At 36.0% G+C, this 19,269-nt stretch carries 16 protein-coding genes and 1 riboswitch; of the genes, 2 read left to right on the forward strand and 14 right to left on the reverse strand.

What is annotated here, in order from left to right; translation table 11 throughout:
* Positions 1-708 precede the first annotated feature (708 nt).
* From ACHZAX_RS10515 to pta, 5 genes are all read right to left on the reverse strand, one after another.
* Entirely contained in the window at positions 709-1,620 is a 912-nt protein-coding gene (locus ACHZAX_RS10515; RefSeq protein ID WP_320019080.1) for a phosphate acyltransferase, read from the reverse strand.
* Between the two features lie 104 nt (positions 1,621-1,724).
* The gene (locus ACHZAX_RS10520) at positions 1,725-2,630 is read right to left on the reverse strand and encodes a bifunctional enoyl-CoA hydratase/phosphate acetyltransferase (protein ID WP_156197111.1); all 906 of its coding nucleotides are present in this window, start codon (positions 2,628-2,630) and stop codon (positions 1,725-1,727) included.
* Between the two features lie 196 nt (positions 2,631-2,826).
* Entirely contained in the window at positions 2,827-5,868 is a 3,042-nt protein-coding gene (locus ACHZAX_RS10525) for a sensor histidine kinase (RefSeq protein WP_320019081.1), read from the reverse strand.
* A gap of 204 nt (positions 5,869-6,072) precedes the next feature.
* On the reverse strand, positions 6,073-7,281 hold the full coding sequence (locus ACHZAX_RS10530) for an acetate/propionate family kinase (protein ID WP_101308672.1): 1,209 nt from the start codon (positions 7,279-7,281) through the stop codon (positions 6,073-6,075).
* A 38-nt stretch (positions 7,282-7,319) separates the two neighbouring features.
* The gene (gene pta, locus ACHZAX_RS10535) at positions 7,320-8,321 is read right to left on the reverse strand and encodes a phosphate acetyltransferase (RefSeq protein WP_101308673.1); all 1,002 of its coding nucleotides are present in this window, start codon (positions 8,319-8,321) and stop codon (positions 7,320-7,322) included.
* 204 nt (positions 8,322-8,525) lie between these two features.
* Between pta and ACHZAX_RS10540 the strand changes: the two genes are divergently transcribed.
* A complete protein-coding gene (locus ACHZAX_RS10540) occupies positions 8,526-11,456 on the forward strand; it encodes an FAD-binding and (Fe-S)-binding domain-containing protein (protein ID WP_320019082.1) in 2,931 nt (976 codons plus the stop codon).
* A 13-nt stretch (positions 11,457-11,469) separates the two neighbouring features.
* On the opposite strand, the gene ACHZAX_RS10545 is transcribed toward ACHZAX_RS10540, so the two are convergent.
* The 9 genes from ACHZAX_RS10545 to ACHZAX_RS10585 all read right to left on the reverse strand — a co-directional run bounded on the left by ACHZAX_RS10545 (position 11,470) and on the right by ACHZAX_RS10585 (position 18,510).
* Complete coding sequence (locus tag ACHZAX_RS10545) at positions 11,470-12,036, reverse strand: cysteine hydrolase family protein (RefSeq protein ID WP_320019083.1); 567 nt, start codon at positions 12,034-12,036, stop codon at positions 11,470-11,472.
* Positions 12,037-12,081: 45 nt separating this feature from the next.
* Positions 12,082-12,729 (reverse strand): TenA family protein, encoded by a 648-nt coding sequence (locus ACHZAX_RS10550; protein WP_320019084.1) that lies wholly within the window; start codon positions 12,727-12,729, stop codon positions 12,082-12,084.
* Positions 12,729-13,541 carry a bifunctional hydroxymethylpyrimidine kinase/phosphomethylpyrimidine kinase gene (gene thiD / locus ACHZAX_RS10555; protein ID WP_320019085.1) on the reverse strand — a complete coding sequence of 271 codons (813 nt, stop codon included), beginning with the start codon at positions 13,539-13,541 and terminating at the stop codon, positions 12,729-12,731. Before thiD ends, ACHZAX_RS10550 begins: the two co-directional genes overlap by 1 nt.
* Positions 13,538-14,206: a thiaminase II gene (gene tenA / locus ACHZAX_RS10560; RefSeq protein ID WP_101308678.1), complete on the reverse strand. Its 669-nt coding sequence runs from the start codon at positions 14,204-14,206 to the stop codon at positions 13,538-13,540. Before tenA ends, thiD begins: the two co-directional genes overlap by 4 nt.
* The gene (thiE, locus tag ACHZAX_RS10565) at positions 14,207-14,854 is read right to left on the reverse strand and encodes a thiamine phosphate synthase (protein WP_101308679.1); all 648 of its coding nucleotides are present in this window, start codon (positions 14,852-14,854) and stop codon (positions 14,207-14,209) included. It abuts the gene before it with no gap.
* Positions 14,851-15,645: a hydroxyethylthiazole kinase gene (gene thiM, locus ACHZAX_RS10570; protein WP_245870259.1), complete on the reverse strand. Its 795-nt coding sequence runs from the start codon at positions 15,643-15,645 to the stop codon at positions 14,851-14,853. The genes thiE and thiM overlap by 4 nt, the downstream gene beginning before the upstream one ends.
* Before the next feature lie 12 nt (positions 15,646-15,657).
* Positions 15,658-16,359: a class I SAM-dependent DNA methyltransferase gene (locus ACHZAX_RS10575; protein ID WP_320019086.1), complete on the reverse strand. Its 702-nt coding sequence runs from the start codon at positions 16,357-16,359 to the stop codon at positions 15,658-15,660.
* A 119-nt stretch (positions 16,360-16,478) separates the two neighbouring features.
* Positions 16,479-16,577, reverse strand: a riboswitch (TPP riboswitch).
* Positions 16,578-16,683: 106 nt separating this feature from the next.
* On the reverse strand, positions 16,684-17,244 hold the full coding sequence (locus ACHZAX_RS10580; protein WP_320019087.1) for a cysteine hydrolase family protein: 561 nt from the start codon (positions 17,242-17,244) through the stop codon (positions 16,684-16,686).
* A gap of 45 nt (positions 17,245-17,289) precedes the next feature.
* Positions 17,290-18,510 carry a DUF6051 family protein gene (locus tag ACHZAX_RS10585; protein ID WP_320019088.1) on the reverse strand — a complete coding sequence of 407 codons (1,221 nt, stop codon included), beginning with the start codon at positions 18,508-18,510 and terminating at the stop codon, positions 17,290-17,292.
* Between the two features lie 184 nt (positions 18,511-18,694).
* Between ACHZAX_RS10585 and ACHZAX_RS10590 the strand changes: the two genes are divergently transcribed.
* Entirely contained in the window at positions 18,695-19,114 is a 420-nt protein-coding gene (locus tag ACHZAX_RS10590; protein WP_320019089.1) for a hypothetical protein, read from the forward strand.
* Positions 19,115-19,269 lie beyond the last annotated feature (155 nt).

The following is a 19,269-nucleotide window of genomic DNA, read 5'->3' on the forward strand; positions in this document are numbered from 1 at the left end:
AAAATTCTTTACGCTTCACCGATTATTTTACACCACAGAGACACGGAGTCCGACACAGTCTTAGGATAGGATATTTTTTGTGAATTTGATGTTGTAAATTAATAATTATCAAATAACACAAGCAATACAACCCTTTTTCTCTGTGCCTCTGTGGTATAATTATTTTTTCCGTTGTGCCACTTTGTGAATGCCTTCGGTTTTCTTTGTGGTTAAACTTCTTACGCTTCACCGATTATTTTACACCACAGAGACACGGAGTCCAACACAGTCTTAGGATAGGATCTTTTTTTGTGAATTTGATGTTGTAAATTAATAATTATCAAATAATAAAAGCAATACAACCCTTTTTCTCTGTGCCTCTGTGGTATAATTATTTTTTCCTTTGTGCCACTTGGTGAATGCCTTCGGTTTTCTTTGTGGTTAAAATTCTTTACGCTTTACCGATTATTTTACACCACAGAGGCACGGAGTCCGACACAGTCTTAGGATAGGATCTTTTTTTGTGAATTTGATGTTGTAAATTAATAATTATCAAATAACACAAGCAATACACCCCTTTTCTCTGTACATCTGTGGTTCAATTATTTTTTCCTTTGTGTCACTTTGAGAATGCCTTCGGTTTTCTTTGTGGTTAAACTTCTTTACGCAAAAAAAAGAGACACGATACATCGCGCCTCTTCAATTATTTATTGATCATTACCTATTGTATTAATCCGCCATTAAAACAGACAGTGCAATGCAATAGTATTTTGATTTTTCACTTTCGCTTCGCGACATCACCACAACCGGTTTTGTTGTTCCCTGAATTAAACCAGCCAACTCACCACCAGCAAACAGCATTAGTCCTTTATAGAACGAGTTACAAGCTTCCAATGATGGAAATACCAGACAATCAGCCTCACCCTTAATTGGTGTTGCAATTCCTTTGATCTCTACAGAAGCAGGATCGCAAGCCAAAAACACATCCAATGGTCCATCAACTATGCAATCTTTTATCTGACCCCGATCGGCCATTTTGCAAATAATGGTATCATCAATACTTGACGGAAATGCTGTATTTGGTTTCTCTGTTGCCGATATCAAGGCCACTTTTGGTTTTTCAATCCCAAACTTTCGAGCCATTTTTACCGAATAGTTCACCATAGCAATTTTCTGGTTCAGATCAGGAAAAGGCAATACTGCCGTATCTGAAACAAACAAAAGTTTGTCGTACTTAGGTAAGTCCAGTGCACAAACGTAGCTCATTACTGCTTTTGACGGCAACAAACCATGCTCTTTGTTTAAGACTGCTTTCAGAAATTTATCGGTACCTACCAAACCTTTCATCACTACATCTACCTCATCGGCACGTGCCATACGAACGGCCTCTGAAGTTGCCGCAACATCATTGGGAATATGAACAATCGTGAATACATCAGGATTAATTCCTTCCTCTTTGGCTTTATTTCTTATTTCAGCTTCATCGCCAATCATAACAGCCTCTACAAACCCTTCTGATATGGCCTTGGCAATTGCGCCAATGGTATTTGGATCCTGAGCATATGCAACAGCAATTTTCTTTTTCTTTCCGCTTTCGCGAAGGTATTCGACCATTTGATCGAGAGAACGTATTGGGGACATAAACTTTTAGTTATTAGTAGTTAGTCACTAGTATATAACAAATGATACAATCAGAACAAAACGCAGTACTTGTTACTTGTCTCTTAACACCTGACACCTGTAACTTATTTTGAAGCCACCAAAGCTGCCAAAGCGATAGAATACAATTTGGTTTTGACACTATCGCCGCGAGAAGAAAGAATTGCCGGACATTTGGCACCAACAACCATAGCTCCCAGCTCAGCATTTGCCAATTTGGTATTCACCTTGTAAAATACATTACCTGCTTCAATATTTGGAAATACCATACAATCGGCATCACCTGCAACCATCGAATCTAATTTCTTAATCTCTGCAGATTCTTTATCAATAGCAACATCAATTGCCAAAGGGCCGTCAACATAAGCATTTTTAATTTGACCGCGATCTGCCATTTTCGAAATGATGGCTGCATCGACACATGCCTGCATTTTTGGCAAAACCTGTTCCGAAGCTGCTATTAAGGCAACCTTAGGTTTCTCGATACCCAAAGCACGTGCAACATTTATAACATAGTTTGTGATGGCAATCTTCTGATCTAAATCGGGCTGAGGAATAACAGCCACATCACTTACTACCATTAATTTGTAGTAATTCGGATTCTCCATAACAGTAACATGACTTAAAACTGCTTTCGGAGGCATTAGTCCGGTTTCTTTATTTAAAATTGCCTTCATGTACTTATCTGTACTAACAAGGCCTTTCATTATCATATCACCTTCTCCGTTATTGATCAACTCCACTGCTTTTTGGGCTGCCTTCAATTCATCCGGTTCGTGAATAACAGTAAACCTAGCGATGTCAAAATTGTGTTCCGCACAAGTTTTCTCAATAGTTTCCCTGTCGCCAACCAATGTTGCATCAATAATACCATGCTGCACTGCATCATTTACAGCTCCAATAGTATGAGAATCGTTTGCATAAGCCGCTACCAAACGCTTCTTTTCGCGGTTTTTAAGAACATCAATGATTTGATCTAAACGTGTAATCATTTTCAATATTTTTTTTTTAGTGAATGTGTTTCAGGAAATTAAATCCTTATTGTTTAAGTTGTAAGGCAAAAATAGAAAATAATTACGAATTGCATTGAAAACAGACGCCAAAACCTACAAATATTATCTTTTACAGTGATTATTATTGCAGATTGAAATTTTATAGGCACACATGAAAGAATTTCTTGGATTTCAGTTATTTTATTTTGGGAATTGAGAAAAAGAAACTTGTCCCTTTATCTTTTACGCTTTCCGCCCAAATTTCACCTCCATTCAATTCTACAAATTCTTTGCAGAGCATTAGTCCAAATCCTGTACCAGATTCATTTGCAGTACCTTCGCTGGTAAATACTGTATCAATTTTAAAGAGTTGTTCCAATTGCTTTTCCGTCATTCCAATTCCCTGATCAGAAACCTTAATCACAACAAAACCATTTGTCCGATTCAAACTTAATGCAATTGTTTGACCAGAAAATGAAAATTTAATTGCATTTGACATTAGATTCCGAATCACAGTATCTATCATCGCTTTGTCTGCTTTCACATTTACATGATCAAATTCACCTTTTACCTCAAGCCCTTTTAACAATCCCAAACTCTTATGAATACTCAGGTTCTTTTCCAAAAGAGATTTCAAATCAAACTCTTCCACATTTAATTTAAAATTTCCCTTCTGAACATTGGCCCATTCCAATAAACTTTCCAAAAGCTTAAATGTATCATCAGAACTTCTGTATATGGTCTCGATCAGCTCATTTTTTTCTTCTTCCGTCAAAATATCAGAATCCTTAATCAGAATTCTTGAAAACCCGCGAATGGCATTAAACGGATTCCTTAGATCGTGAGCAATTATCGATAGAAATTTATCTTTTGCAATATTCGCTGTCGATAAATTCTCATTTGCATTTTGCAACTGACTTGTTCTGTCAGAGACAATCTTCTCGAGTGCTAACAAATTCTTTTTTGTTCTTCTTTTACTGTATTCATTCGTTAAATATATCAGAAATGATACGATTAAAATTTCCGTGAGAATAGTATACCAACTTAAATACCATACCTGTTTAACTACAAGTGTAATTATACGATGTTCGCTCCAGGTATAATTTCCTTCATGTTTTCCACGAACACAAATTTTATACCTCCCAGCTTCTAAATCGGATAGTAAAATCTGATTTTTTGCAGACAGCTCTTTCCATTCAAGTTTTTTTTGAGAGGCATTAATTGTACAATATTGAAATTTATTTTGTTTCTGCGGATAAATGCTGGCTGCAACATCCAATAATAACATGGAGTTTGCCCTCATCGAAACAGAATTATTTTGAAGAATAAGCTCCCCTTCGTTATCTGCTGCATATACTAATGGCATTGGAGTTGGCAGAATAGAATCTGATACCGATGCAAAAGCAATACCATTAGAAGTTCCTACCCATAAATAATTCTTCGAATCAACCAGTAAACTTCGGTTTATAAATGTTTTTGAAGGCAAGCCCTGCTCCTGTGTAAACAAGGAAATATCTGCTTTTTGCTTACGAACTACTCCTTTACTTGTTGTCAGCCATATTGAATTTTGTTTGTCAATTGCAACAGAATTAACTTCACTATTTGACATTTCTCCTAAGTCAACTCTCTCAACAAGATTTTCGGTGTATTTTAACAACCCCTCCGAAGTGCCCATATACAACATATCCTTATTCATCTCAAGATCTATCACCCAAAAATCTTCGCCTATTGCAAATGAAATTGGTTTGCTGATATTAATAATCGAATCTTTGGCAAGATCATATTTAAACAAATAAGAGTGCTTAAACTCCCCGCCTATATAAAGATTCTTTTTTGAATCTAAACAGATATCCTGTACTATGCGCTTCCCCCGAAATGAATCAAGATAACTCTTCACCTTACCTGTCGTTAAATCAACCTCAAATAATTCTTTGTTGGCAACTACCCAAGCAATTTGTTCCGAAGGAATCTGAATACTGGTAACTGCCTGATTTGAAACGGCTATATCCAAAAGTAAATCTTCGCCTTTAAAAACATATAAGCGACCTTGCTCAGTGCCTATTAGTTTTAAATCTCCCGAACACTTAAAAACATGAAGCGATCCCTCAAAATTAACCGGCAGCCTTTCAATGCCTTTTTTATCATCCACCTTGAAAAGGCTCATTGTACCGGCAAAATTTACATTCCCATCATCAGATAGATCAATAGATGCAATATATTCCGAATTCGAAGATTGAAATTGATATGAAAAGAACTTCTTTTCCATAAGTACTGCTCCGGAATTTGTGGATGCCCAATACTTTCCAAAATCATCCAAAAAGATATCATTAACCGTAAAATAAGGGAAGCCACCAACATTGGATACAGAATACTTATCTGCGATATCAAGCTCTGCCAGTCCTTGAAACCATGTTCCAATTAATATTTTATTATCCGAAATCCTTTCGAAACAAGATGCCATTATATTCTCTGTAATTACATCTTCCCTAATTACTTTGGCCTGTGAATCAAATACTATCTTAATAATACCTTCAGAGGTACCCAGTAAAAATTCATTGGCTCCGATTTTAAAAGAAGAATGAATGATTAGATTCAGATTAAAATCTGAATCGGTAAATGTATTGTTTTGAGAATCAAAATTATAAAACCATCCCTTTTGAGACACTACAATCAAATTTCCATTGTCGCACTCCAGAAACTGAAAAGATCTGATATAAGATGAGGTCAGGTTTTTTTCATCCATCCTGAATTTTTCAACAGTATCTCCCTTATATCTGTAAATATGATTATAATCTGTAATCCATAAATCATTTTTCTGATCCTCAAACAAATGCTTTGGGTATTTGGGTTTAGATGGATCGGTATTGCACTCAATAAACAATTTCAGCTCTGCTTTTTCCAATGATCCTTTAATTTTATAAACAGCATCATCGGAAACAGCCAAAAGTTCTCCACTCTTCCTTTTGAACAATTCTTTAAAATAGTTCGATTTCCCTTCTGGTAAAATGAGTGGTACAAAATGATCATTATGCAGGAATAATACTCCATCATCGGTGGCAAAATAGTATACACCCAAAGAATCCTGCTGGGAGGATTTTACCAATTCTTCATTGAGTTTATTCTCCTTGTTGTATTGATAAAATCTAAAATTCGTTCTCTGCCCTTCTGAAGAAAATGAATTTGAGATCAACAATAAAATAAGAAAAAATTGAACTGATAAAGTAGATGTTCTAATCATAGAATTCAGTTTGAGCTGCACAAATCATATTTAGCAGATGAATACTAGTGTCTTAACGATAATTCTGATCTTTTGTTTCAAAAAAAATATAACCTATTTATTTTTTTGTCTGATATATGGATGAGAATTTTAGACCTGCCCGTTTTGCAAATAAAAAAAAGCCCTGTCTTTCGACAGAGCTTTACTATATTATTATTCACCGAATTAATTCAATGCACTTACAATACGCTGAGTATCTGAAGCAATAACCAATTCTTCGTTTGTTGTAATAACCATGGCTTTCACCTTAGATCCTTCTTTAGAGATGATTGCATCTTTACCACGCAAACCATCATTCTTTTCTAAATCAAAATCAAGACCCAGGTAAGCAAAATCTCCGGCAATTTTTGCACGGGAAATTGAATCATTCTCTCCAATTCCACCAGTAAAGATTACCAAATCAACACCTCCCATTGATGCAGTATATGAACCTACAAAACGCTTCACGCGATAAGCAAACATATCCAAAGCCAATTGAGCTCTTTTATTTCCTCCTTCGGCAGCAACTTCCAAATCTCTCATATCCGAAGAAATACCTGAAATTCCAGCCAATCCACTTTGCTTATTTATCAATTTGTTTGTTTCATCAATCGACAAATTTTTCTTTTCTGCAATATAAAGAAGTGCACCCAAATCAAGATTACCTGTACGGGTACCCATTAACAAACCTTCATTTGGAGTAAATCCCATCGAAGTTTCAACAGATTTTCCACCATCAATTGCACAAACAGATGCTCCGTTACCCAAATGACAGCTAACAATTTTCTTATCCTCAATGTTCCATCCCAAAATTTGACATGCTTTGTTAGCTACAAATTTATGACTGGTTCCGTGAAAACCATATTTACGTACACGAAGAGTTTCGTAACAATCATATGGCAATCCATACATAAATGCCTCTGGTGGAAGCGTTTGGTGAAAAGATGTATCAAAAACAGCAACCTGAGGAATACCGGGAAGTAATTTTTCCATAGAAAGAATTCCTTCTAAATTAGCTGGATTATGAAGTGGTGCCAATTCACAACACGACGCTATTAATTCTTTTGCCTTCGCATCAATAAGCGCACTATCTTTAAAATACTCACCACCATGAGCTACACGATGACCAGCAGCATCTATTTCTTTAATACTTGAGATAACACCATGTTCAGGGTGAACCAATGCTTTTAGTACAAGGTCGATTGCTACTCCATGATTTGGAATATCCTGAACCGACTCGAACTTCTTCTTCCCCTCTGGTTTGTGAGAAATAACGCCTTCTTTAAGACCAATTCTCTCTACAAGACCTTTTGCCAACAAAGTGGCTTCTTCACCCATACTCAATAACTGATATTTTAAGGAAGAACTACCACAATTAAAAACTAGAACGTTCATCAGAATTTTGTTTTATATTTTGTTTGATATTTGATTTATTATAATCCTGCAGCCTGATTCGCCGTTATAGCAACCAAGTTTACTATATCGCTGACAGAACAACCTCTTGACAAGTCGTTAATTGGAGCGGCCATTCCTTGTAGGATAGGACCTACAGCCTCTGCTCCTGCCAAACGCTGAACCAATTTATAAGCAATATTTCCAACTTCCAGAGTAGGGAAAACCAAAACATTAGCTCTTCCGGCAACTGCGCTGTTTGGAGCTTTCTGAGCACCGATTGCTTCTACAATAGCTGCATCAGCCTGCAATTCTCCATCAATTTGAAATTCCGGTGCCATTTCTTTTGCCAAACGAGTTGCTTCAACTACTTTATCAACCATTTCGTGTTTACCAGATCCCATAGTAGAGAAACTTAACATGGCTACACGAGGTTCCATTTTAGCAATTGCTTTTGTGGTTTTTGCAGTTGCTACGGCAATTTCAGCCAATTCACTTGCTGTAGGATTAGGATGAACTGCACAATCTGCAAATACCATCATTCCATTATCACCAAATGTTTTATCTTTTAAAATCATTATAAAAGCACCTGATACCACAGAAATACCCGGCATTGTTTTTATAATCTGAAATGCAGGACGTAATACATCACCGGTAGCATTTAAAGCACCTGCAACTTCGCCGTCTGCATCACCGGCTTTAATCATTAAGGTTGCCAAATACAATGGATCCTGAACCAAAACCATGGCTTTTTCCATTGTCATTCCTTTACTCTTTCTCAATTCAACTAAAATTTCAGCATAAGCCTCCATTTTGTCATGTTTTTTTGGATCAACAATTATCGCTTCACCGATATTTTTCAAATTTAAGCGAGTCGCCTCAGAAGCAATTTCATCAGGGTTTCCAATTAGAATGATCTTAGCGATTTTTTCACTTAATAGGATGTCAGTAGCTTGTAAAGTTCTCTCCTCTGTTCCTTCAGGTAATACAATTGTTTTACCACTTAAACGCGCATTTTCCTTAATTCTCTGCAATAAGTCCATTGATGTTCAGTATTTTAATCAGTTTTGTAATCTCGACTTTACAAAAGTATGAATAAAATGCAAACTTTAGATTCCTAAATCAAAAATATTTTAAAGTTTTTAATTAATTTTTTTAATAAATATTCATTCTCAATAAGCCGGCATTTTAAAATAAAAATGTAATTTCAGTTTTGAAGAATCTAACACTACAATTACACCAACACTATGGAATATACGAAGCAAACTGCACTATTTGAGGAACTTAATGCAAAAATGGATGGCGAACTTTTTCGTGACATGACTACACGTCTTATTTATGCAACAGATGCTTCTGCTTATAAGGTTCTTCCCCTGGCAGTTTGTTATCCTAAGACAGAAAATGACTTACAACACTTAATTCGGTTTGCATCTGATGAAAATTTAGCACTCATCCCGAGAGCCGCAGGAACATCTTTGGCAGGACAGGTAGTTGGTGATGGAATTGTGGTTGATCTATCAAAACACTTCACTAAAATTATTGAAGTCAACAAAGAGGAAGCATGGGTTCGCGTTCAGCCCGGCGTAATACTCGATGAATTAAACATGTATTTGAAAGATTACGGTTTGTTCTTTGGTCCGGAAACCTCAACAAGCAGTCGTTGCATGCTGGGTGGAATGCTGGGAAATAATTCCTGCGGATCGCATTCAATTATCTATGGAAGTACGCGCGATCACACTATCGAAGTAACCTGTCTGCTAAGCGATGGAAGTAAAGCTCTTTTTTCTCCTTTAAGCAATGAAGAATTTGAACTTAAATGCAATGAAAACAAAGGTTTGGAATCTAAGTTGTATCAGCAAATAAAAAGTATTCTATCATCTGATGAAAATCAGGAAGCAATTGCACGAGAATATCCTGATCCAAAAATAAAAAGAAGAAACACCGGATATTCCATTGATATACTGGCGTCTTCCTCTCCTTTCAATTCAAAGGGAAATGCGTTTAATTTCAGTCAGCTTTTAGCTGGATCAGAAGGAACATTGGCTCTCACAACCGAAATAAAATTAAGCTTGGTACCGGTTCCTCCTAAGGAAAAAGCATTGATTTGCGCTCATTTTGAAAATCTGGAAGATGCAATTCAAGGCAATCTTATTGCTTTAAAATATCACCCTGGTGCTGTCGAATTAATGGACGATCAGATTCTGAAATTAACGGAAGGAAATATTACACAAGCAAAAAACCGATTCTTTTTGAAAGGAAATCCGGGTGCATTACTCATAATTGAGTTTGCCAGAGAATCAAAAAACGAAATTGATAAAATTGCCCGGGAAATGGAAGCTGAATTTAGAGAACAAAAACTGGGCTATCATTTCCCTATCGTTTCAGGAGCAGATAACATGTCGCGAGTTTGGGATTTACGTAAATCTGCTCTGGGAATTTTATCGAATATGAAAGGTGATGCCAAACCAGTTTCCTTAATTGAAGATACCTCGGTAACTCCTGAAATATTATACGATTATATTGCCGAATTTAAAGATTTGATGAAAAAGCATGAGATTCAATGTGTATTTCATGCACATATTGGAACCGGTGAAATTCACATGCGACCTGTGTTGAATTTAAAAGATTCGAAGGATCAGGAAAAATTTCATGCCATTGGTTTGGATTCTGCGAAACTGGTGAAAAAATTCAATGGATCGTTGAGTGGTGAGCATGGTGATGGAAGACTGCGTGGTGAATTTATTTCCATTATGATTGGAGAACAAAACTATCAGCTCTTGCGGGATATCAAACAATGCTGGGATCCCAACAACATCTTTAATCCCGGCAAGATTGTAGATACACCTAAAATGAATACCCATTTGCGTTATGAAGCCGATCAGAAAACGCGCGACATTCAAACTTATTTCGATTTCTCCAACGACATGGGGATTGTTCGTGCTGCAGAACGTTGCAACGGATCCGGTGATTGCAGAAACACGCATATCACCGGCAAAGGAATGTGTCCAAGCTATCAGGCCACACTGGATGAAAAGCTTACCACCAGAGCCCGCGCCAATTTATTTCGTGAATTTCTTACCGATTCGAACAAAATAAATCCATTCAATCACAAGGAATTATACGACATATTGGATTTATGCTTATCGTGTAAGGCTTGTAAATCTGAATGTCCGTCGAGCGTTGATATGGCCAAGCTAAAAGCTGAATTTTTACAACAATATTTCGATTCAAATCCAGTTCCTTTTAGAAGCAGGCTAATTGCCAACATCACAAAAATAAATCAATTGGGTAGTTATGCTCCCAGCCTGTTCAACTATGTGAATCAACATCCCACAATAGGCAAAATTGTAAAAAAGAATCTTGGTTTTGCTGAAGAAAGAAGTATTCCTAAGCTGCACAAAACAACGTTGCGAAAATGGCATTCTTCATCCCAAAAAGAATCTGCTAAAAAGAAAGTATATCTCTTTGCTGATGAATTTACAAACTACAATGATACTCCAATAGGCATCAAAACAATTCAACTGCTTGAACATCTGAATTATCAGGTTGTTATTCCAAAACACTTTGAAAGCGGCAGAACTTATCTATCGAAAGGATTGGTGAAAAAGGCTAAATTCCTGGCAATAAAAAACGTGAACCTGCTTAAAAATCTAATCACGGAAGAATATCCGCTAATTGGAATTGAACCATCAGCAATACTTACTTTTCGTGATGAGTATCCTGAGTTGGTAACTCCGGATATGATAGAAGATGCTAAAAGACTATCGAAAAACACCTTTACAATTGAAGAGTATTTGTATCAGGAAATGAAAAACGGCAGAATTAAAAAAGAACAATTTACTACAGCAAAAAAAGAAGTAAAATTCCACACACATTGTTATCAGAAAGCTTTAGCCTCATCCTTACCCATAAAAGAGATATTAAGCTTCCCCGAGAACTATAGCGCAACGGAAATTCAATCTGGCTGTTGTGGCATGGCCGGATCGTTTGGTTACGAAAAAGAGCATTACGATTTAAGTAAAAAAGTTGGTGAATTAGTGCTCCTCCCCGAGGTACGAAAAGCACCTAAAACAACACTAATAGCAGCTTCAGGCACCTCCTGCCGTCATCAAATAAAAGATGAAACAGAACGTGAAGCCCTGCATCCGGTTGAAATATTGTTTGATGCCTTAGTTTAATAGAAAACGATCTCTACTTCAAATAATTTAAAAACTCATCTGTATCAAGAACAGTTGCAAACTCTCCGTGCAAACTTGCCAATGCTGTATCGTGAATAAGCTGAGCAGAGAATTTCTCACCATTAACACCAATTTTATCAAAAGCAGCAGTTGCATCTTCAATTAAGTAAGTTTCGTAGCCAAAGTTACCAGCCATTCTTGTCGTAGTAGAAATGCAATGATCTGTGGTCAAGCCAACAATCACTAATTTAGTTATGCCTTTTTCATCAATCAGTTCTTTTAAATTTGTACCAATAAAGGCCGAATTCACATTCTTTTTAATCACAGGTTCACCCTCAATTGGTCTGGTCAATTCCAGGAATTCATTTCCAGGATTACCTTCAACAAAAGGCGAACTTGGTGTAGTAGAACAATGTTTAATGTGAAATAAAGGCAATCCTCTTTCACGCCAGACTTTCAAAATTTCAGCCGCTTTTTTTTCTGCTTCAGGATTATTTCTTTCTCCACCCCAATGCTCAATATCCTCAAATCCTTTTTGAAGATCGATTAGCAGAAGTGCTGTTTCATTTGTGATTTTCATGATTCAATCAATAGATTTTCAATTAAAACTGACCATTTATCAGTACTACTTTGCAAACAGCATTGATTCTTCAAAAATACGCAATTCATGCTCACTTGCTTCAATAAAAACATTGATCATATCTTCTTGAAAACATGAATTCACAAAATTTTGCTCCACTATTTCAATAAATGTGTTTAGATATGAATAATATTCATCACCTGAGTAAGTTGAAATAAACTTTTGATATGGATTATTTTCAGTCATTCTTGCAATTATAAAATCACAAACTGCTCCATAAATCCAAAAACAGGGTAATAAGGCTGCACATGCAACTTCATAAGGCGATTCCAATGAATGCTTTAGTAAAAAATCGGAATAATCAGCGAAAGCTTTGGATTGACTTGCTGCTTCCTGAAGTTCGTAATAACCGAGGTATTCTTCTCTTATCACAAGCTCAACTTGAAGACCATCATTTCGCAATTCTTCAAAAAACAATTGATCCTCTGCCATAGTCGCCCGCTTACTTAAATTCCCTAAAGCTTCTGCATCTTTTATAAGATACAATACATCCTGAGTTAAATAATGTGCAAAACAACTTTTTGGCAGTGAACCATCTGCTAGTTCACAAACAAATCGACATGAGGTTATTTCTTGAAATGTAGGATGAACCAGCTCCCAAACTTGCCGGATAAAAAGACCTCTTGTTTTCATTACTTCCAGTATTCGTAAAAATGATTCACAGGCCCATTCCCTTCACCAATCCGGTAATCAACCCCAGCCACAATTGCATTGTTAATGTAATTTTTAGCCAACTGTACCGCCATTTGCAAATCGAAACCACGAGCCAGAAAAGCAGCACAAGCTGATGACATTGAACACCCGGTTCCATGAGTATTTCTTGTATTTAACCGTTTGGATTTCATCGATATACTCTCCTGATTTTCAAAATCGTAAAAAACATCAATTAAATCATCATCGTCTAAGTGACCCGCTTTTAGCAAAACTGAAACCTGAAATAAATTTGCTAATTCCTTGGCGCAAGGAATAAATTCCGATTGAGATTCAATCTTTCGGCCCAATAAAATTTCAGCTTCCGGAACATTCGGTGTTATCACTCTTACTCTTGGAATCAAAAACCTTTTTAGTGTATCAACCGCCTCATCCAACAATAAAACATCACCCGATGTTGCAACCATTACTGGATCCAAAACAATATTCTTTATGCCCTTGTATTGATCCAAAACGCTGCAAACAGCAAGAATTGTATTTGAAGAATGCAACATGCCAATTTTTATGGAATCGGCACCAATATCTGAAAGAACTGATTCAATTTGCTCCTGCAAAATCTGATCTGGAACAGCATGAACATTACTCACGCCCAAGGTATTTTGAACTGTTATTGCTGTTATTGCCGTTGCAGCATAGCAACCGCAAGCCGAAATTGATTTAATGTCAGCCTGAATTCCAGCTCCTCCTCCGGAATCACTTCCGGCTATACTTAAAACTCTATTGTATGTTTTCATACATAAATTATATTTGATTTTACAGGCCACTCCTCCATTTCATAGGCACTTTTCCAAAACATCCATTCTAATTTCGACGCCATTACAAAAGCATCAATCATTTTATTTTGATTGCATATCGTAGTTCCTTTAGCCAATTCGTTGCAAATGTCAATAGCCAACTCAACCGCTTCCGAAAATTCATCTCCTCCATAAGTATCAATCCAATTTTGGTACTGATTCTCACCAGGTATCTGATTTTCCAAAATATAATCTCCAACTTTTTTGTAGATCCAAAAGCATGGCAAAATAGCAGCAACAGCCTCCTCGATCGAAGTTGTTGCCAATTGTTTATGAATATAGCAGGTATACAGCAAACAAGAAGGCGAAGCTTCTACGACTTTCTTCCTGTTTTGCAAATAAAACTGATGCAATGCCTGTTCAACAGCCACCGTATCAAGAGCAAAACTCAAAAAAATCTTTCTATGCTCCGACTTATCTAATTTACAGGCAATACCTGCCAGCACTTTCCCAAATTCAGCCAAATAAATAGAATCCTGCTCCAAATAAAAATTGAATTTTTCCCGTTCAAGCGTACCACTAGTCAATTCCTTTATAAAGGATAAGTTCAATATTTGTGTGTAGATTTCCTCAATTGATTCCCAGGCTTTTGTACTCCAGTCCATTTACTCAATGTGTTCATTCATTATACTATCAATAATCTTTTTTAATTCTCTTGCTGCTTTTTCAGGATATTCCTGCGAAATTATTGCAGAAACAAGAGCAACGCCATCAGCCCCTGCCTCTATAATACTTCCCAAATTATTCTTATTGATCCCGCCAATAGCCACGCATGGATGTTTTGAAAAAGAAGCAATCTCCTTTATCCCATCAAGCCCCAATGGTTTAGCAATATCGCTCTTTGTTTGCGTCGAAAAGACAGGCGATAAACCAATGTAATCTACATCCAAATCATTTGCCTCTCTTGCCTGTTCGATACTCTCCACGGATAATCCAATGATCTTATCGAATCCTAGAATTTTTCTAGCTTCCTTATAGGGCAAATCACTCTGTCCTATATGTAAACCATCCGCATCAACAGCCAAGGCAATATCCAACCTATCATTAACAATTAATGGTACATTGTAAACTTTTAAAATGTGTTTTACCGACATTACCAATTCATAGAATTCTCTAGTCGTCGAATTCTTTTCGCGAATTTGTACCATACTCACGCCTCCTTTAATGGCAGCTTCAATAATCTCTGCAAGAGGTTTCCCGTTCGCAAGGTCACTGTCAGTAACAAGATACAATTTTAGATCTTCCTTTCTCATTGTAAAATACAAGTTGCTTTTTCAATTTCTATTTCAGATAAACTGTACAGACAATCAATAAAATGCATTTGCATACTTCCAGGTCCAATAGACTTAGACGCAGCACATTCGCCAGTAATTCCCATCACCATCATCCCAAATACTGCCGCCTGAAATGTATTGGGATTTGTTGCAGCAAATGCACCCAAAACTGCTGTTGCTGTGCATCCCATTCCAGTAACTCTGGCCATCAATTGATCTCCAAAACCAACCGATTCAACTTTTATTCCATCAGTAATAAAATCAATCTCACCGCTTATAACAACAACACAATTGTTTCCCGATGCCAAAATTTTAGCTGATTCTAAAGCAACATCCGCAGCCACAGAACTATCAACTCCTTTCGTAAGCATTGTTTGATCAACTAAAGCCATTATTTCGGAAGCATTTCCCCTTATTATATTAGGCTTGCACGTTTCAATTATTCGCAATGCACTAGACGTTCGATAAGGCGTTGCACCTGCACCTACAGGATCGAATACAACAGGTATTTTTCTTTCCCGGGCTTTTTCACCTGCAACAATCATCGATTCAACCCATTCTTCCGATAAAGTTCCCATATTAATTACCAACGCTGAAGCAATATTTACCATATCTTTCACTTCATGCAAGGCATGTGCCATTACTGGAGAAGCACCAATAGCGAGCAGAGCATTTGCAGTCGTATTCATCACTACAAAATTAGTAATATTATGAACCAAGGGAGCTTGCTCTCTGATAGCAGATAAATTTTCAATTAATTTATTACTCATTTTCATAACCGATTAGTTTTTAAGTGCACAAATAGCTACATAATCACCACAATCAAAACCGTTAATTGGTTCTTCAGCCACCAAATTGGAATTTATGGGGTGTTTGGTTAATGTCTGAGCAAATTGAAGATTATTAAAATTGGATTTCTTCAGCATATCCACTTTTTCGGCAGTGGTTCTCCAATTAGCTACTTTCACAAACTCAATAGGATAAGGGTTTCTTGGGTGAACTCCTTCTAATAATGGGTGTTCCCAAGTGCCTAACGCTTTTGCCAGATTATACAAAACTCCATAAGAACTTTCTTTGGGAACATCAATAACTACAATTTTACCGCCTGAACGTAGAGCATCGTAAGATTTATTAAATGCTTTTTGTAAATCGCTAATATAGCTTGGCGTACCATTAAACAAAATTGTATCGTAGTTTTCCTTACCTAACTCCATCTCCTCCGCAGTGCTTATGTCCACATTAAGGCCACGTTTCCTAGCTATATCAGCCATTCCTTCCGAAGGTTCAATTCCATTTTTTATCGAAATATTGAATTCTTTTTCAAGAATTGTTTCGAACAAGCCACTTCCACAGCCAACAGAGAATACATCTCCTGCATTTTCAAGAAAATGGGCAACAAGTTTTACTTCTGAATACAATACATTTTCATTTTCCAGAAACCACGCATCGTAATCTGATGCATACTTATTAAATTTAGAACTCATTTGTTATTTTTAATTAGTCAAATAATTAGTTATAATTATCTGCAAAACAAAAGGCTGTAAAAACAGAAAACCGCCTCGTACATAACGAAACGGTTCTATCTAATTACTTAGGCAATTTAAAATCAGACGAATCATTTCCCTACGCTACTATTATGCAGATCAGGTAAAAGGGTAAAGTCTCAGCCCAAATAAATACTCAAGCACCCCTAATGACACGACAAAGGTATTAATATTTTACAATAGAATGTATTAAAAACAAATGATTTTGACTTCTGTTTGTAGTACTTAACAAATCACCAATCCTCTCTTGAGAAGGCATATTTCCTAAGTATTAAATAAGATCTCTGCGGTTGCAGCAACTTCAACCCTTCCTTTGGTTGGAATCAGATCACTCCAAACCCAATTGTAATGTTCAATTACTTTCTCTGCAGATAAATGGGGCCGATCCGCCGTTGTATGCGCATCTTTAACTACAGTAATATTAAAATTCTTAACCAATGCAGATTGAATTGTGGATTCTACACAAAAATCAGTCGCACATCCCGTAATTACCAATTCGCTCACGTTTAGTTCTTTCAATTTCTCCTCCAGATCGGTTTCATAAAAAGAATCATTCGCCGTTTTATATACAACCAAATCAGATTCAGCAATGTTTAGTTCATCCAGAATTTCCCACTCTTCGGTATTCGGCACAAAACAATTCTGCTTCGAACCATTGTGCTGTATATATATTACAGGATTCCCATATTCACGAAATTTTGCGGCCAATTGATTGATTCGCTTCACAACTCCCTCTGTGTCATAACGAGGAGTTGCGGATGTAAACGAGCCTTTTTGCATGTCGATGATTAGAAGAGCACTGGAATTTGTCTGATTTTTTTTCATTTCAACCTGTATTAAAAAAGGATTAATTTAATTTGATAATCAGATTTATTCCTGATTCAAAAAATCACAAACTTTACTAAATACAATATCCAAGCTTTCTTCAATATTTACAGACTCTGCCTTATTCATTGGAAATGGATTTTCATGTGAATATGAATATGGAAAATCAAGCTCCTCTACAGTAATATTAATATCTCTGGAGGCTCCTTTCAAGGTATTTTCAATCTCGTAAGTCGGAAAAACAGAATCTCCTTTCAAGGCTATCGCGTAAATCTGATTTTCGGCTTTTTTAAACAAAGCTTCTCTAAAATGTCTCATATTCTTGTATTCCAACATGGTGTGAAACACCTTCCCTTCCATGTGATCTTCTTCAATGTAATGATGCAGAAGATTATCTTTCTTTAAAAAACTGCTGAAATGTTCAACCAAATAAGAATACAAGGTAACATTAACTTCACTATCCAGAATAAATTTAGAAACAGGAGACAAACGATTAAATACAGCACCACTGCAAAACAAACACAATTTTGTTTCACTAAAATAATTTTTGTGGTTTGTTAACTTCAGAATTTCAGCCAAAAAACCTCCAATAGAATATGCAAAAATATCAAAACTAAAATCCTTATCTATTAGTTCATGCTTGCCACTTTTACACTCTTCAATAAATTGAATGATATCGTAATAGGTTTGTAAACCCGACCAAATAAATCTTTGCGGCATGGAATGAAGCCGCATGCTGATGGCTACATTCGATAATGAGGAACCAATAATATTTGGAAATTGGGCTTTTCGTTTTTTACTCAATTCAAACATTGCCTTTTTATCGCTCCAGTGCTTTGGTGCACGCTGCATATGAAATGCGATCGAAAAAAAAACAACTGCACTCTGTGTTTTCTCACAAATAGCTTGTCCCCATGGCAAATATTTATCCCACGTTTTTTCATTAAAGCCATGAAAGATAAATGTTAGTTTTTCTATTTTACAATCCCCTTTTGGTTTTAAAATATTATAACTGAAGTTTTTATTTTCCTCAACAACAACATCATTCATATGCACATCATCCTGTATTTCACCAATTTCGTTTTGGGCAAACATGTTCTCGATAAGATCCAACTTATGACTTTCACAATAATAGTTGGTTTTACCTGGTAAAATATCGTGTGCTAAAGAATGAAATTGATACTCTCTAAATTCCATCCCGTCAAACTCTGACTCTACACCATCAAAGGCCAATTTTAATTTTTGACATCGATCAACATATGACATAATAATAAACTTTAATGAATTGATATAGATTGCTGAAAACAATCAGCCATATTCTGTTAGCAAAATTCGAATTTACAAAAACACCGCTGATTAACAAAAAACAATCCAGTAATTAGATATACTTCTTAATTTTTTCTGATTATTTTTACAATTACGAAACAAAAAACCACTCCAAATCAAAATTATGTACCAGAAAGACTTTATCATGCGAATGCTTGAAATGATTGCTGATTTAATCGCTCTCCTTTTAGGTTTAATTAAAAAAGGTGACTTATCGCAAGCTCATAAATTATTAGAGAATGCTTATCGTGATTTTCTGAAAGAAGATGCTTCATTCTTTAGAAATCTCCCAAAAGAAAAACTTACCGAAGATTTGCTTACAAAGCACAATTACACAAATAGTCATTTAAAGATATTATCGGAGCTCTTTTTTGCTGAGGCAGAATTGAATATTGCAAAAGGCGATAAAGTGAATGGCTTAAATTATTACGAAAAATCGTTATTACTGCTGGAATTTACAGAAAAAGATTCCAATACTTTTTCGCTAAGCAACGAATCTAAAATCAAATCACTAAAAGAGAAAATTAATATATCAATGCGGTAAAACATGAAATTTAATCTTCAAGAAAACGACCTTAAGTCAATCGATTGTAGTCATAGCATTAATTTTAATTAGAATCTTTTTGTGAAAAAATAAGACGTGATATATTTCACGTCTTACTGTTAACCTTCCAAATGACTGCGCACTTTTAATAAAAT

Origin of the sequence: Labilibaculum manganireducens (assembly GCF_963665805.2) — a bacterium.
GTDB classification, from domain to species: Bacteria; Bacteroidota; Bacteroidia; order Bacteroidales; family Marinifilaceae; genus Labilibaculum; species Labilibaculum manganireducens.